12 protein-coding genes and 1 pseudogene are annotated in these 14,872 nt (G+C 56.3%); 3 read left to right on the top strand and 10 right to left on the bottom strand.

What is annotated here, in order from left to right:
* The 3 genes from JUK32_RS16235 to JUK32_RS16225 form a co-directional block, all read right to left on the bottom strand.
* Window positions 1-227 (bottom strand): transposase (locus JUK32_RS16235; RefSeq protein WP_204139911.1); only part of this gene is annotated, 227 nt, incomplete at its 3' end.
* Between the two features lie 146 nt (window positions 228-373).
* Window positions 374-673 (bottom strand): hypothetical protein, encoded by a 300-nt coding sequence (locus tag JUK32_RS16230; RefSeq protein WP_204139910.1) that lies wholly within the window; start codon window positions 671-673, stop codon window positions 374-376.
* A 329-nt stretch (window positions 674-1,002) separates the two neighbouring features.
* Window positions 1,003-2,994, bottom strand: coding sequence for a serine/threonine-protein kinase (locus JUK32_RS16225; RefSeq protein ID WP_204139909.1), 1,992 nt, complete (start codon window positions 2,992-2,994; stop codon window positions 1,003-1,005).
* Window positions 2,995-3,245: 251 nt separating this feature from the next.
* On the opposite strand from JUK32_RS16225, the gene JUK32_RS16220 reads away from it, so the two are divergent.
* Window positions 3,246-4,703, top strand: a complete 1,458-nt coding sequence (locus JUK32_RS16220; protein ID WP_204139908.1) for a YdiU family protein — start codon at window positions 3,246-3,248, stop codon at window positions 4,701-4,703.
* Window positions 4,704-4,944: 241 nt separating this feature from the next.
* On the opposite strand, the pseudogene JUK32_RS16215 reads toward JUK32_RS16220, so the two are convergent.
* Both JUK32_RS16215 and JUK32_RS16210 read right to left on the bottom strand, forming a co-directional pair.
* Window positions 4,945-5,043 (bottom strand): annotated as a pseudogene (locus tag JUK32_RS16215) (IS630 family transposase); the annotation flags it as partial.
* Complete coding sequence (locus tag JUK32_RS16210) at window positions 5,021-6,685, bottom strand: NAD(P)H-quinone oxidoreductase subunit 4 (RefSeq protein WP_204139906.1); 1,665 nt, start codon at window positions 6,683-6,685, stop codon at window positions 5,021-5,023. The gene JUK32_RS16210 and the pseudogene JUK32_RS16215, both read right to left, overlap by 23 nt.
* Window positions 6,686-7,083: 398 nt before the next feature.
* Between JUK32_RS16210 and JUK32_RS16205 the strand changes: the two genes are divergently transcribed.
* The gene (locus tag JUK32_RS16205; protein WP_204139905.1) at window positions 7,084-7,554 is read left to right on the top strand and encodes a GNAT family N-acetyltransferase; all 471 of its coding nucleotides are present in this window, start codon (window positions 7,084-7,086) and stop codon (window positions 7,552-7,554) included.
* A 2-nt stretch (window positions 7,555-7,556) separates the two neighbouring features.
* Here JUK32_RS16205 and hypD read toward each other — a convergent pair whose 3' ends face one another.
* From hypD to JUK32_RS16185, 4 genes are all read right to left on the bottom strand, one after another.
* Entirely contained in the window at window positions 7,557-8,705 is a 1,149-nt protein-coding gene (hypD, locus tag JUK32_RS16200) for a hydrogenase formation protein HypD (RefSeq protein ID WP_204139904.1), read from the bottom strand.
* Window positions 8,706-8,777: 72 nt separating this feature from the next.
* Entirely contained in the window at window positions 8,778-9,071 is a 294-nt protein-coding gene (locus JUK32_RS16195; protein WP_204139912.1) for a HypC/HybG/HupF family hydrogenase formation chaperone, read from the bottom strand.
* Window positions 9,072-9,267: 196 nt separating this feature from the next.
* Window positions 9,268-11,766, bottom strand: coding sequence for a carbamoyltransferase HypF (locus JUK32_RS16190; protein WP_204139903.1), 2,499 nt, complete (start codon window positions 11,764-11,766; stop codon window positions 9,268-9,270).
* Between the two features lie 199 nt (window positions 11,767-11,965).
* The gene (locus tag JUK32_RS16185) at window positions 11,966-12,103 is read right to left on the bottom strand and encodes a photosystem II reaction center protein K (RefSeq protein WP_039728401.1); all 138 of its coding nucleotides are present in this window, start codon (window positions 12,101-12,103) and stop codon (window positions 11,966-11,968) included.
* Window positions 12,104-12,473: 370 nt separating this feature from the next.
* Between JUK32_RS16185 and JUK32_RS16180 the strand changes: the two genes are divergently transcribed.
* On the top strand, window positions 12,474-14,009 hold the full coding sequence (locus JUK32_RS16180) for a class I SAM-dependent methyltransferase (protein ID WP_204139902.1): 1,536 nt from the start codon (window positions 12,474-12,476) through the stop codon (window positions 14,007-14,009).
* A gap of 30 nt (window positions 14,010-14,039) precedes the next feature.
* On the opposite strand, the gene JUK32_RS16175 is transcribed toward JUK32_RS16180, so the two are convergent.
* Entirely contained in the window at window positions 14,040-14,642 is a 603-nt protein-coding gene (locus JUK32_RS16175; RefSeq protein ID WP_204139901.1) for an HD domain-containing phosphohydrolase, read from the bottom strand.
* Between the last annotated feature and the right edge of the window lie 230 nt (window positions 14,643-14,872).

Below are 14,872 nucleotides of genomic sequence, written 5' to 3'. Positions count from 1 at the left end.
CCATCTTTGCGCCAGTTCCGGAAATAGGTGTACACCGTCTGCCAGGGGGGAAAGTCACCCGGGAGAGCACGCCAGCGCACCCCTTCGACCAACACATACAGAATGGCATTGAGCACCGCATGGACATCCACCGTGCGCGGACGTCCTCCCGGTTTCGCGGGCGGCAGCAGGTCGCTCAATAAGTCGAATTGGTCGCGGGGCAGGTCGCTGGGATACTCTTTAACCATCAGCTTTCTCAGGGCTCCGTACATCAATACTTGTAGCCTATACTGAGAAAGCTTTTTTACTCATTGCACGACTTTTAAAACACCCTCTAAGTGTAGGCAAGTTGTGGTCTTACCTACATCGCCCTTGAAACCGCAAATGGTGATTATCATCGGCTTGTTCCTGCTGCTCGTCGATTGAGTGGGGCTTCTGGTAACTTTGGGAGGTTTTCCGGTGTGCTGGCCGCTTCTTCTAAGACTTCTGTGTTTAGCGCTTGAATCGCTTCTATTTTGATCAGGAAGAGTAACTGATTAGCTGCGTCGTTTTTCTCTATTTCTGGGTCTGACAGAATTGATGAAATAAGTTCGTATTCATACTTTTGTCGCTCAAGATTCATTGCTGTATAGCTTTCGACACCTTGAGCGATAACTGTTCCAAGGAAAGTAAAGAAGCCCGCCGCCCCTAGCAAGGCGAGCCATCGCTCTGGATGTGTAATCTTACTGGGGCTCTCGTTCTTTCTGCGTCTTAATTGTCGAAGCCTGTGTCTTAGCCCCACTCTTTCATCCGGCATTATCATGTCTCATGGCCCGGAACATGTTTCAAGCTTATACTCGAACCTTTGCCATAGTTCGAGCACTTGAGCCTTTGTTATCAAGTTGAGTACTTAGAAATGGTCTTCCCAGTGACCTTGTCCCCACGCGGAATTTACCGAGCCCCCTGCGATTAAAAAGGCGAGGACTGTGAAGGATTCCGGCGGCATTCAATCGGCCTGAACGCCACCGGAATGAGTAGCAGAGCCTAGTTTTTATCTTCAGCGGGGGCGGGCTCGGTCGGGGTGGAGGTGACGTTATCAACGCTGACATCCAAGGCGTAGTTCAACGCCGCCGTTTGCGTATTCACCACGGTGATTTCGTAATAGCCTGACTGGGGCAGAGTGCCCGACCATGTGCGATCGCGGGAATCTTCGAGCAAGAAAGGCAGCGTATCGTCGGGACTAGGGACATAAATTGACAGGCGCGTGGTGTCTGGGGCGGCTTGCAGGTTGAGCCGCATGAGTTGGCCCTCACTCAGATTCAGGATGTAGATGCGGCCTTCGCCTGGCCCCAAGCGATCGCGCAACGACTGGCTAAATTCGCCGCTGGCAAAGCGAATCTCTTCGAGCAGTTCGCCGGACTCAATGCCCCGCACCCGGTCATCGGCGAGACCATGCCAGATTTGCCCAATTGGCTGGTCAATGAAGTTTTGCTGGGCCGCTTGCGGATACAGATAGGCAAATTTCGCATCGGTCAGGTCATAGAGGGCGCGAGTGCTGACGTATTCTGGGTTCACGCGCTGCCGCCACTGGTCGCGATCGCCCGCGCCGTAGCTGCCCAACCGTTGCCGGGCCTGGGCACTCAGTTCCGCCTCCAGGACATCAAGCACCTCGTTAGCGATACCATCCCACTCGGCGCGCAGTTCCGCATCGGCAGGATCGTCGCTCAGCGGGCGCTGAATTTCGGCAAACTGGCTGTAGAACAACTGATCCGTTACGGCGACAAGGTAGCGCTCATCCACCTGCAAGCGTTCGCGGCGCTGCCGGAGTTGGGCTTTGCGGGCCTGTTCTTCCGGCGAAAAAGTCGGATTTGTAGCGTCACCGGGCTGCGTCTCTTCCGGCGGGTTCCCTTCGGGATTCGTCAGGGGGCCGTTCGGTTCCCAACGAGTGGCAATCCACCACACCAGACCAATGGAGCCGATCAGCAACAGCAGCCCAAAAAAGGCCTGAAAGCAGCCCCCGGTCGGATTGGGACGCGACTGTTTCGGGGGTTTGATGGGGGCGGGCGAGGAACCAGGGGCTGCCACCATTGTGCTGGGGTCAGTGCCCCGGCCCGGTGCCACGGCTACCGTCGGCTCGGGGTAGCGGTTGCCGTTGGCATAGCCTGGAGTGGGGTAGAGGTCGTGACTTGCGAGGGCTTGGGCCACCGCCGTTGCCGAAGAGTAGCGATCGCCCACGCGAGGGGCCAGCATCCGTTCCAACACCGTCGCTAAACGAGGACTCAGGGTCACATAGTCTTGCCACCGCCAGCGCTGGGTGTAGCGATCGTACAGGGCGTCGGGCGCTTGCCCCGTTAGCAGCACTAATGCCGTCACCGCCAACGCATATAAATCTGAACTGGGCGATACCTGTCCCGATTCCATCTGTTCCTCAGGGGCATACCCGGCTTTGCCCAAGCGAGTCGGCACGCCATCATGAGTCACTTGTTGCTGTACCACCGTCGCCAATTGCTTCACGCCGCCAAAATCGATCAGCACGGGCAGACCGTCCGTATTGCGCGAGATCAAGTTATCGGGAGCAATGTCACGGTGAATTACGCCGATGCTATGCAAGTAGCTAAGCACTGGCAACACCCGCTGCAATAGCTGAATCACTTCTGACTCGGCAAACCGATTGCCTGCGTTGAGCCGAGTTTCGAGGAGTTCTTGATAGGTGGGGCCTTCGACATAATCCTGTACGAGAAACAAGCGCCCTCGTCCCCGGTCTTTCACCCGCAGCAGTTCGCGAAACTTAGGAATTTGCGGATGATTGAGCTGATAGAGCACATCGGCTTCGCGCTCAAATAGCTGCTTCGCCTTGCGCAAAGACTCATCATCATTGACCTGCGGCAAAAACTCTTTGAGTACGCACAGTTCATTAAATCGGTTCACATCTTCGGCCAGGTAGGTATAGCCAAAGCCCCCCCGCCCTAACTCGCGCAAAATGCGATAGCGGCTGCCCAGCAAATTATTCGAGCTGCCCGTGCCTCCCATGACCATGTAATTTCTCCCAACGTGGCTGTGAGAAGGGTATCGCACCTGTGGCGGATTGGGTAAGTGGAGTGGGTGAGTAGGTGGAGTGGGTGGAGTGGATGGGTGAGTTGGTGAGGTAAGTGGAGTAGGCGGGAGGGTGGATATTCCCACGCTGCCACCCTCACACCCTCACACCCTCACACCCTGCCATCCTTAGCCAAATGGACTTTAACAACCTACACTTTTCTTAAGTTGAGAGAAAAAAGTCGCAATTGCTTATGACCGTCGCTACACAAGCCAATCCGTTGCTGTCATTGGACTATGTGCCCGCCCTGGAGTCCATTGGGGATGATTATTACGATGAAGTGGCGGCAGCAGAATTTCCACAAGCGCTGCTGCGGTTTCGTAATGATGCGGTGTTGCAGCAGTTGGAGCTCGACCCGGCAGCGGTGAGTGATGACCATTTTGTGGAAGCGTTTGGTCAGTTTCAGGGGCGATCGCCCTTCCTTGCGCTGCGCTACCACGGCTATCAGTTCGGCGCGTACAACGCCTTTTTGGGCGATGGTCGCGGCTTTCTCTATGGGCAGGTGAGGGGCCAAGACGGTCAGCTCTATGACTTTGGCACCAAAGGCTCGGGCACCACCCCCTATTCTCGTGGGGGCGATGGTCGCCTGACGCTAAAAGGGGGCGTGCGCGAGGTCTTGGCAGCAGAAGCCCTCCATGCCTTGGGCGTGCGCACCTCGCGCACCCTGAGCATGATTGAAACGGGGGAACAACTGTTTCGCGGGGATGAACCGTCGCCGACGCGATCGTCGGTCATGGTGCGGTTTAGCCGCTCGCACATTCGGTTTGGCACCTTTGAACGGCTGGATTATTTGGATCGCACCGACCTGATTCAGCGGTTGCTGGAGCACGTGATTGAGTATTACTATCCGACAGCCCAGGGGGTGAGCGATCGCCACAACCGCTATCTCCAGTTTTACCGTGAATTGGTGGAACGCACTGCCGAACTCGTCGCCCAGTGGATGTCGGTGGGCTTTTGTCACGCGGTGCTGAACACCGACAACATGTCCATCACGGGGGAAAGCTTTGACTATGGCCCCTACGCCTTCATCGATCAGTACGATCCCAAATTCACCGCCGCTTACTTTGACTACGGCAGTCGCTACTGCTACCGCAACCAACCGGCCATTTGCCAACTCAATTTGAAGATGCTGCAAAAGCCCTTGCAGCGAGTCATGCCCCAAGCGGAGATGGAAGCGGTGATCGATCGCTTTGAAGATCGTTACTGGCACTATTATTCGCAACGCATGTTGCACAAACTGGGGTTCGAGTCCCTAGAGGAACCCCTCGCCACTGACCTGATCAATCAAACTTTGGACTTACTCAACTCGGTCTCGGTAGGCTACCACGACTTCTTCTGCTCGCTGGCGGCGCAATTTTCTCCCGATTGGGTGAATGCCGATGCCCCCATTTTTGCCGCCACGATGCAAGCGTCCGATGCCGGAGCCCAGGCCTTGCTGGAACAATGGCGACAGCGCTATCAACAAGCCTTGCAAACCCAGTCTGCGGCAGCGTTAACGCAGATGTCACTGCGCCTACGTCAAACTAATCCGCAGACGGTGCTGCTGCGCCCCAAAATTGAAGCGATTTGGGAACCCATCGTGGCGGAGAATGACTGGGAGCCGTTTTATCAGCTCCTGAAGCAAATTCAGCAGCCGTTTGACGCGGCTTAAGGCTTTACGGCAATGGATGAGGGCTGACCCTCATCCGAGTTTGTCAGGTAGATTTTGACAGTGGTGGAAACCCTTCCGCACGTCCGATCTGCGATCGCCTCTCACTTGCTACAGCGATCGTCTTGCACATCTTCAATTCCGCATTTCACCCGAGATTTCAGCATTATTAGCGATCTAATTAAGCATGAGAATTGGGTTAGCTTCAGGCACAGCCATAGTTGGCCACGACTTCATCTAGGGTGGTGCCGTCGGGGGCATAGGCCAAAATCTTTTTCAAGATGGCAAAGTCATGCTCGATTTTGTTGAAATCAGGGGAGTCAGGGGGCAGGAATAACAGTCGCCGCATAAAATTGCGGCTTGTCTAGCGCCATCTCCTGATAGACCTGCGTGACAGCAGCGTTGACTGCCACCGTTTTAGCGTCATACATCTGCGTCACGAGTTTGGGATAGAAGCCAATACCCACAATCAGCGCGAGAAGACACACCGCGATCAGGATTTCGCGCGGGCTCGCATCATCAAATTTGGCTTGACCTGGCAAATCACAGTTGTTGCCAAAACAAGATGGTTCATCATTGCCCTGGATTTTGAGATCCAAGTCATCCATATCGCAGAAGGGCAAAACGTCACACGTGGGAGGAAGTTTGGCCCCATAAAATACTTGCCTGAGCATCGATAGCAGGTAAATTGGCGTCAGAATCAAACCCACAGCCGAGAGCCCGACCATCACCATTCGAAAGGTATCGGTGTAAGCGCCACTGGTCGTAAAGCCGACAAACACTGCCACCTCGCCGGCAAAGCCGCTCATCCCGGGTAAGGCGAGCGAGGCCATTGCCGCCACTGTGAAGAGCGCAAACACCCGGGGTAACGCCTGACCAATGTTGCTCATCTCGTTCATCATCATGGTGTGGGTGCGATCGTAAGTTACCCCAGCCAAGAAGAATAATACCGAGGCAATCAACCCGTGGGAGAGCATTTGTAGGAGGGCTCCACTAATCCCCAAATCGGTAAAGGAGGCAATACCCAGCAGCACAAAACCCATATGCGAGATCGATGAATAGGCCAGGCGGCGCTTCATGTTGGTCTGGGCGAAGGAGTTCAGCCCGCCGTAGACAATGTTGATGACGCCCAACACTGCCAAAACGGGAGCAAAATAAACATGGGCATGCGGCAAAAGTTCGAGATTGAAGCGAATCAATCCATAGCCCCCCATCTTTAACAACACGCCCGCTAATATCATCGAGACGGGCGACGACGCTTCGCCATGGGCATCGGGCAGCCAGGTGTGAAAGGGGAAAATCGCGAGCTTTACCCCAAAAGCCACCAGCAGTCCGGCATAGAGCAGGAGTTCGAGCTGTAGGGGAAAAGACTTGAGCTGCAACTGGGCAATATCAAACGTCACCCAATCGCCATAGAAAGCCATCGCCAAGGCGGCTACCAGAATAAAAATGGAAGCCGCCGCCGTATACATCAAAAACTTAGTGGCGGCGTAGCGCCGATTTTGCCCCCCCCAGATGCTGACCAATAGGTAGACGGGGACGAGCTCCACCTCCCACATGATGAAGAACAGCAGCAGGTCTTGAGCGACAAAGACGCCAATTTGGGCGGCGTATAGCACCAGCATGAGGGCAAAAAACAACCGGGGGCGACGATTAACGCGCCAGGCGGCAGCCATGGAGAGGGTGGTGACTAAGCAGGCCAGCAGCACGAGTGGGGCAGACAAACCATCGACGGAAACCGTCCAGTTGAGTCCGAGGGTTGGGAGCCAAGCAAAGCTTTCGACAATTTGAAATTTGGCGTTAGTGGCATCGTAGTGCGTCCAAAAGAGAAGGCTCATGAGTACTAGCTCTAAACTCCCGACGCCGACGGCATACCAACGGCACCAGTAATAGTTGCCAGACTTGGGAATGAGCGGCGTGAACAGGGCTGCCACCAGCGGTAGCAGCATCAGTAGGGTGAGCCAGGGAACATGCGCGATCGTCATAAGAGTTAAAAGCACTGGTCGAGAACAAGCGGTCTTACCTCGAAATGGATCGATGCAAGACGTAATAAACATTGAATATATTCTATATCTGAAGCGTCACCTCCCTTTCCTGCGGCACGAAATATTTTTGATGGCAATGAATAGGAATAGTTATCAGCCAAGCAGTTGAGGGACAAGTAGCCGTTGAGGAAGTTGCCTAATGAAGGTGGTCTAAGCCCATCCACAAGAGCGGCCAGTAACGCGGTCAGCCGACTCCTATGCGTATGATGTGGGCCGCCAATTGGTTCACTGTCTTCAGGCTGATCGTGGCTATAGTGAGACGTTGGGGAGGCCATGCTTAAGGCTATCCACAACTGGACTCAGCTTTTCACAATTAAACAAGGTGGGCGATATTAGTCATGACAGCGGCAGTTTGCCAGATTCTATCCGGTGATTTTGCGAGTGCTGAGGCGCAAGCCCTGGTGCGCGAACTGGATCAACATCTCACCGAACTGTATGCGGATTACGTCACTGAACTCTATGGAATGAGGCATGAGGATTTGGCGCAGCCGCGTAGTGGATTTTGGGTAGCTTATGTGGCAGATCAAGTAGCGGGCTGTGTGGCGGTGCGGCCATTTACCGAGACCAAGGCGGAGTTGAAACGGCTGTATGTGCGATCGCCGTTTCGCAATCAGGGCATTGGCAAGCAACTGTTGGCCACCGCTGAGGCGGCAGCGATCGCTTGGGGCTACACCCACCTCTGTCTCGAAACGGGCGAAGCCCAACCCGCTTCGCTGCATTTGTACACTCGGGCCGGATTCCAGGCGATTCCCTGCTTTGGCCATTACGACGACCCCGAGAGCCGCTGCTATGAAAAGGTATTGACCTAACGTTAGTGCGATTTTGCCAGCGCTTCGGACTTTTGGGGCGTTTGAGTCGCGCCGTACTTGTAGTAGGCCGCACAGGCTCCCTCGGAAGACACCATGCAAGCCCCGATGGGATGTTCGGGGGTGCAGGCGGTGCCGAAGACCTTGCATTCCCAGGGCTTTTTGACGCCTTGGAGGATTTCGCCACAGGCACAAGCCTTGTGGTCGGCGATGCGCTGGTGGGGCAGGGTGAATTTCGCCTCGGCGTCGAACTGGGCGTAATTGGGATGCATCTTGAAGCCGGAAGCAGGGATGTCGCCCAAACCGCGCCACTCGAACTGTTCTCGCACGGTGAAGACTTGGGCGAGGGCATCCAAAGCCACCGCGTTGCCGTCATGATTCACCAGGCGCGTGTACTGGTTCTCCACTTCGCAGCGACCCTGGGCCAGTTGGCGCAGCACCATCCAGAGGGATTGCAGAATATCTAGCGGCTCGAAGCCCGCGATCGTGACGGGTTTGCCATAGCGTTCCGCAATGACCTGATAGGGCCGCGCCCCGATGACCATGCTGACGTGACCGGGGCCGATGAAGCCGTCGAGCTGCAAGTCAGGATTGCTGAGCAGCGCTTCCAGTGCGGGGACGACGAGAACATGATTGCAGAACAGACTGAAGTTGGTCACGCCCTCGCGCTTGGCTTGCAGCACGGTGAGGGCGGTGCTGGGGGCGGTGGTTTCAAAGCCGATCGCAAAAAACACCACTTCCCGCTCCGGATTTTCCCGCGCTAGCTTCAGCGCATCCAACGGCGAATACACCATGCGGATGTCGGCTCCCTCGGCCTTGGCCTGGAGCAGGCTTTGCTGAGAACCAGGCACTCGCATCACGTCGCCAAAAGTGGTGAGAATGACGTGGGGCTGCTGGGCGATCGAGATCGCGTCATCCAGTCGGCCCTTCGGCATGATGCACACCGGGCAGCCGGGGCCATGCACCAGTTCCACAGTGGGCGGCAGCAGCGACTCCAGCCCATATTTAAAGATGGAGTGGGTATGGCCGCCGCAGATTTCCATGATTTTGATGGGGCCGGGGCGGTCTTGGGTAAGCTGCCGTCCCAGGGCCTCGATTTCGTGGAGTAGACCTTGGGCTTTTTGGGGATCGCGGAATTCTTGAACGTATTTCATGGCGGTTGGGGATTGCGGATGTCAGAGTTGGGATGACCGTCGAGGCGAGTCAGGGGCAGGTAGCCTATCAGGTTAATGGCGGGCGGTTGCCGCCAAGTCGGCGTCTGTACTGGCGATCGTGGCGTGGACTTCGGCCAATTCTTCGAGCAAATCGAGGGTGAGTTGGGCTTCGTCGGGGTCGATACGATTCATGGCGAAGCCGACGTGGACGAGCACCCAATCGCCGATGCAGTCTTCTAGGGGGTGATCGTCATCGATGATGCAGGCAATGTTGACGGGCCGCCGCACGCCACCGATATCGACGATCGCGAGCTGCTGTTCGCGATCGCTGATTTCAAGAATTTGTCCGGGAATGCCTAAACACATGATGGAATGTCCGTTTTCAAAGAGGGTTGGAATATTGCTGAAGGGTTGAAGGAACCTCACCGCCTGTGGCACCTCTCCTTCAAAAGGAGAGGTTTATGGAAAATTGGGCAAGGAAGTCCGGTTCCTCTCCTTGCCAAGGAGAGGTTAGGTGAGGTCGGACACATTGGGGCGTAGGTTGCGGGCATTTGATTAAGGATTAATGGGACGCAGCAGACAGATGACGGGCGGCGGAGATCGCTCCCTGCCCCAGGGCGATCCCGCCATCGTTGGCGGGCACTGCGTGGGGAATGAGAACGGTTAAGCCAGATTGCTGAAGCTGCTGTTGCACGGCGACAAGCAACACCTGATTTTGAAAGACGCCGCCGGAGAGAATGACCTGAGTAAGTTGGTGATGGTGGGCGAGGTCGGTGGCGAGGTGAGCGATCGCCGCCGCCAATCCCAGGTGAAATCGAGCGGCGATGGTGGCGGCATTCGCTCCCTGCTGGAGATCTTGCAGCAGCTCCGGCCACATCGGAGTCGCCGAGAGGATGGGGCGATCGCCATCAGCCTTGACTGCAAAGGGATAGGGCGAGACATCGAGATCATCAGGGGTAATGAGCGCTTCGAGTTCGATCGCGCCTTGACCTTCGTAACTGACAGAGTCGCGACAGATGCCTACGGCAGCGGCGACGGCATCGAACAACCGTCCGGCAGAGGAGGCGCGGGGCGATCGCGTGCCCGTGGTCAGCATTTGATCCAGAATGCCGCGCGGCTGTGCTGCCAGGAACTGCACCAGCTCCAGATCGCCAAACCGGGATTGTAGAGTCTGCCAGCCGAGGGCATTCATTAACTGGGCGTAGGTGTTGCGCCAGGGTTGCCGGGTCGCCTGGGCTCCACCCAGCATCGCGATGGGTTCAAACTGGGCGACGCGCTGACAGGTTTGATAGTCCGCTATCAGGAATTCGCCGCCCCAAAGGGTATCGTCGTCGCCGTAGCCCAGGCCATCCAAGGCAATGCCGAGCACGGGGGCGGTATCGATGGGGAGGCTGTGCTCCACCATCGTCGCCGCGATGTGGGCATGGTGATGCTGGATGCCGTAGAGGGGCAGGTTGCGGTCGGTCGCGAGGTCGTGAGCCAGTTTGCTGGACAGGTAATCGGGGTGGAGGTCGGCGGCGATCGCGGCGGGCTCGTGCTCAAACAGATCCTGATACAGTCGCAGCGTTTCCTGATATGCCTCAAAGGCGACGGCATTTTCCAAATCGCCCAAATGCTGCGACAAAATCGCTTCGCCCTCCCGCATCAGGCAAAACGTGCTTTTCAGTTCACCGCCCATCGCGAGCATTGGGGGGGCATGTTCAAAGCCAGGGGGCAGCAGCAACGGTGAGGGCGCGTATCCTCGGGCTCGCCGCAACGTTTGGCGCTGACCCTGCACCACCCGCACCACGGAATCATCAACCCGATTCACAATGTCGCGATCGTGCAGCAAAAAGTAAGTGGCGATGTCGCCCAGTTTTGCCCGCGCTTCGTCATTACTAATGCACTGGGGTTCGTCGGAGCGATTGCCACTGGTGAGCACGATGGGCCGATCCAGTTGCTGGAGCAGCAGGTGATGCAGCGGCGTGTAGGGCAACATGACGCCGAGGGTGGGCAGATGGGGCGAGACAGAGGGGGCGAGGGGGGGAGTGGCTGGGTGGCTGGGTGAATGGGTGAATGGGTGAATGGGTGTTGGGGTGATAGGTGAATGGGGGTTGGGGGCTGGATGCCTTACCCTCACAGAAGCATTCAATGTCTCAGGTTTTCTTGTCAGCAGCACGATGGGCGCGGCGGGGCTTTGGAGAAGTTGGCGTTCGGCGTCGCTGATCTCGCAATAGGGGGCGATGACGGCGAGGTCGCGCACCATGAGGGCAAAGGGTTTGTGGTAGCGGTGTTTGCGATCGCGCAATCGTTGGACAGCCACTTCGTTCGTCGCATCGCAGGCGAGGTGAATGCCGCCCAAGCCCTTGATCGCCACAATTTCACCCTGCTGGAGCAGGGTGGCAGCCGCGTCCACCGCATTCAGCGCGGCCAACTCGGAGCTGATGGGATGATCGTCGGCCCGTTCGAGCCAGGCTTGGGGACCGCAGCGATCGCAGGCGACGGGCTGAGCGTGAAAGCGCCGGTTCAATGGATCGTCGTATTCGGCCTGACACGCCGGGCACATGGGAAAGGAGGCCATGCTGGTATGGGCGCGATCGTAAGGAATGTGGCGAATGATGCTGAGGCGGGGGCCGCAGTGGGTGCAATTGGTGAAGGGATAGCGGGAAAAGCGGCTTGCCAGATTCAGCGTGTCGGACAAACACTGGGGACAGGTGGCCGCGTCGGGAGAAATTTGGGTGCGGCGGTGTCCCGCGCGGCTGGAAGTAATTTCGAAATTGGTTTGGAGAATGGTGGTGCAGTCAATTTCGCAACGCTGCATCGTTGTGATGCGCGACAGGGGCGGAGCCTCTGCCAGTAGGCAAGCCAGAAATCGATCAATCTGGGGGGCCATGCCCGCCACGCGGATCACCACTCCGGCCGCATCGTTGAATACCTCGCCCCGCAGTTGGCAGACTCGCGCCAAGCGGTACACCGTAGGGCGAAAGCCGACGCCCTGCACCGTGCCTTTGACCCGAATCTCAGCCGCCGCTTCGGTGGTTTCTTTAGGAAGCCGGGATGGTTTAAAGAGATTAGCAACCATGGGCACTTGGGCGATTAGCCCTCCAATTGCTGCAGCCAGCTACGCGATCGCCCTCATGCTGCCACAGGTTTGCTGCCGCCCCCGCCAACAACAACTTTCTCTTAAGACGCAGATAAAAAAGCCGCATCCCTAAAAGCTAAGGATGCGGCTATGCAAAGTAAATGAAATGGAGCGCTTCTCTGAGGAGAATCGCAAAAATTTATCTAAAACCCACTGCTGCCTGCCAGACAAACGCCAGCAACAAAAAGAAGACAGGGATGACAGGCAACACATCTACCAGAGGATCAAACAAAGAATAAGCTTCAGGCAGTTTGGCTAACAGCAGAGCAGCTTCCATTGGCGCAATAACCTCTTCAACACAGTTCTCATAATTGCTACAGATTTTAACATGCAACTTCCCCCTTCACGCAGAAATATGTGGATGTCTGCATTCCTCACAGGTCAACCGTTACAGCTATCTGTTGCCGAGTTTAAGACGGCTGATCGGCCCTGGGTCCCATCGTTCAGGATTGCGGCTCAGGCGCGATCGCGTTCCCTACACCATTCCAGGGCGATCGCCAGGGCCAGTCACGTTACACCGAAGATCACGACGAATGACACGACCTTTTGGAGCGCACCAACTTTGAAAGTGTGTTGCAAGAGGTTGCAGCTTTTGATTTCGTGCCTATAACTATGAGTGACCGATTCACTGATGGAATGGAGCGTTAATGTCTACCTGGTCTTCTGGCTATAACACCGACCTTGGCTACACCTTTGGTTACTACCGCGAAATCAGTCCGGAATGGCTCGATTTTGTGGCATTGAGCAAGTCTGTCACGCCACCAGCGGGAGCCTGGCGCTATCTAGAGCTGGGCTGTGGTCAGGGCTACGGGCTGACATTACTGGCGGCGCTGAATCCCGAACACGATTTTTTGGGCATTGATTTCAATCCGGTACACATCACCCATGCCCGCACCTTAGCGGCGGCGGCTGGGCTCACCAATGTTCGGTTTGAAGAAGCCGACTTTGCGGCCTTGGCGACGGCATGGCCCGCCGACTGGGGACAGTTTGACTACATTACCGCCCACGGCATTTACTCCTGGTTGCAGCCAGAGGTGTGCGCCGCCATCGTGCAGTTGATCAATCATGCTTCGCGGCCAGGGGCGCTAGTGTATCTCAGCTACAACGCTCTGCCCGCCTGGTTTTCATCGCATCCGATTCAGCATTTGATGCGACTCTGGCAAACCACCGAAAGCTTGGAGTCGGTGAAGGCGATCGAAACGGGCATTAAACGATTAGAAACGCTGACTGCCGCCCAAACGGGCATGACCCGGATGCTGCCCGGCATGAAGGCGATGCTGGACAAAGTGGGCAAGCACGATCGCGCTTATCTGGTGCAGGAATATTTGCATGACAACTGGCACCCCCGCTGGTTTGACCAGGTGGTAGAAGAGGTCAAGCCCGCCAAGCTGAGTTATGTGGGCACCGCCAGCATGGGCGACCTGTTTTTACGCAGCTTTATGCCGCAAAAGTTCAAAGACATCGTGCAGGACTACGGCGACCCTATCGTGCAAGAGGTGATGATCGACACGCTGGTTAACCAGAGTTTTCGGCGCGATGTGTTTAGCCGGGGCGCTCCCCCCATGTGGACGGCTCAGCGCCAGCAAACCATCTTGCAGCAGTCCTTTGTATTGCTCAATCGCCCCGCCGCCGATGCCGAACTCAAATTCAAAACCTCCATTGGTGAGCTGAAAGGCAAAGCGGAAATTTACAACTTGTTCTACGACCAACTGGCTACCGGCCCCAAAACGGCGCAGGCGCTGATGCAGGTGCCCGCCAGTCAGCCCCTGGGCCTGGGGGATATGATGCAGGCGCTCTCCTTCATGCTGAATGAAGGGCAGATCGGCTTTTACCGTCCGCCTAGCGATCGCGGTCCCGCTCTGGCGCTCAACCGGGCGATCGCGATCGCCACGGCCAACGGGGCTCCCTATCGCTTTGCGATCGCCAGCAAACTCGGTCACGTCATCACCGTCAGCGATGTCGATTTGATGCTGCTCACCGCCACCTTTGACCAGCCGCAAGGCACGGCGGCTGAGTGGGGGGCTGCCCTGGTGGAGCGGTTGTTAGTCCTCGGCAAAGGACTCAGCCAGCAAGGCAAACCCCTGACCAAGCGCGAAGACCTCTTGCCCTATGCCACCCAATTGGCCGAAACCTTTTTGCAAAAAACGCTGCCCAAATGGCGTGAATACGGGGTTTGTGAATAACTCTGGGCACAGCCCGGAGGGGAGGCTGAATTAGGATGGGGCTGGTTCTACAGGGGCAACCGCGATCGCTGGGGTGGGGCGAGGACGACGAAACTGTTCACCAGATTGATCGAAGAAATGGACGAAATGCCTCACGATGAGGGGGTCTGACCATTTCAGCCGCGCCCGCTGTTCCAGAATGACACGGGCTTCGCGTTCGCTCATGGGGTGCCGCCAGCCGCGCTCTTGTTGGCAGGCTACCCAGGTATTTAGCACTTGAAAAATCCGCGCCAGTTTATCTGGAGGCACCTGGCGCTGGTGGTACTGCTCTAGAATCACCGCCACCGCCGCTAAATCGGCTTCTCGGGCAATCCGCACACTTTCCACAAACCACGGGCTCAACGCCGTCATCATGTGGCGATGATCGCGAAATTCATGCTCTAACAAATAATCATTGAGGTAGAGCGCCCCCAGATTTTTGCAATAGGCAGCCATCAACAATACTTTGCGATCTTCATGGCTGAGGTTGAGCTGTTTGCCATAGAGCTGACACAGTCGAGCCAGGTCTTGAGACTCGTGCTGTAACCACACCCCCTTGTGCTTGAGGAGGCTGCTGAGCATCTTGATGTAACTGCTAAAGTTGGGCTGGCTCATATTTTGGGTGCCCTGATGGCCTATGCCAATAAATTTTGATGGCTCGATCAACCGGAACGCCTGGGTAAATCATCCGCAACCCAGCCATCGCCTGGGCCAAACCTATCCTTTTTTAAAGAAAACATATTGCGGTTAAAGATACCTAGGGATCTGCAACTAAATAAAGTACCCGTTCAATCCGGTTTCGACTTCGCTCAACCTACCAGCATCGAGAGTTGAGCGGAGTCGAA

The organism is Halomicronema sp. CCY15110, assembly GCF_016888165.1.
Lineage (GTDB): Bacteria > Cyanobacteriota > Cyanobacteriia > Phormidesmidales > Phormidesmidaceae > Halomicronema.
The sequence above is the reverse complement of the archived record's forward strand: the minus strand, read 5'-3'. Positions and strand labels throughout refer to the sequence as shown.